Source organism: Mesorhizobium sp. M7A.F.Ca.CA.004.04.2.1, from assembly GCF_004022825.1.
In the GTDB taxonomy this organism is placed as follows: domain Bacteria; phylum Pseudomonadota; class Alphaproteobacteria; order Rhizobiales; family Rhizobiaceae; genus Mesorhizobium.
Genome location: NZ_RZPH01001656.1, coordinates 1 through 644, shown reverse-complemented (window position 1 = coordinate 644; position 644 = coordinate 1). Strand labels below are relative to the sequence as shown.

1 pseudogene is annotated in these 644 nt (G+C 58.1%); it reads left to right on the top strand.

What is annotated here, in order from left to right:
- Positions 1–644: pseudogene (locus tag EN893_RS36785) on the top strand (TlpA family protein disulfide reductase); the annotation flags it as partial.

Here is a 644-nt window from a genome sequence, read left to right as displayed (position 1 = left end):
GTCCTTAACGGCAGCTGGCGCAGCAGCTATGAAGCGAAAGCCGCCGATGCAAAGCGCATCGCGCATAACCAACTTGCAGCGCGCGAAATGTCGCTTACCGGGCCGATATACGCCAAACTTGAGCCGGCGATGCAGGCCGAGGATTGGACGGCGGCGCTCTTGGCCATCGAAGAAGGCCTCGCCTTGATGCCAGACTCTTGTGAGTTCCGGCAGATTCATGCGGATCTTCTGCTTCACAAGCTGCGCGACATCAAGACCGGCATGCCGGTCATGCGAGAATTGGTCGAGGACGCGATCGACAAAACGTCCGACGCGGTGTCGTGGATGGCCTTGGCCCTCAACCAACTCTTCGATCCCACGATGGACAATTCCCATCTTCCGCGCGCGGAGCGCTTTGCGATGGGCAACGAGCTCTCGGAACAGATACTGGCACTCAATCCCCCGAACGGCGATGGCCCGTTTAAATACCTCCGGTACCTCCCGGTAGCTCAGTATTATTACGAGAGCGGCAACAAAGATCGCGCAATCGAGTTGATCGAGGTGGCACTGAAATCGGTGGACCGGCTGGGGCCAATTCCGGACCACACCAAACAGTACTATCTTACCCCATTGCTCGAAGCACTGGCCAACTACACGGGTGAGCC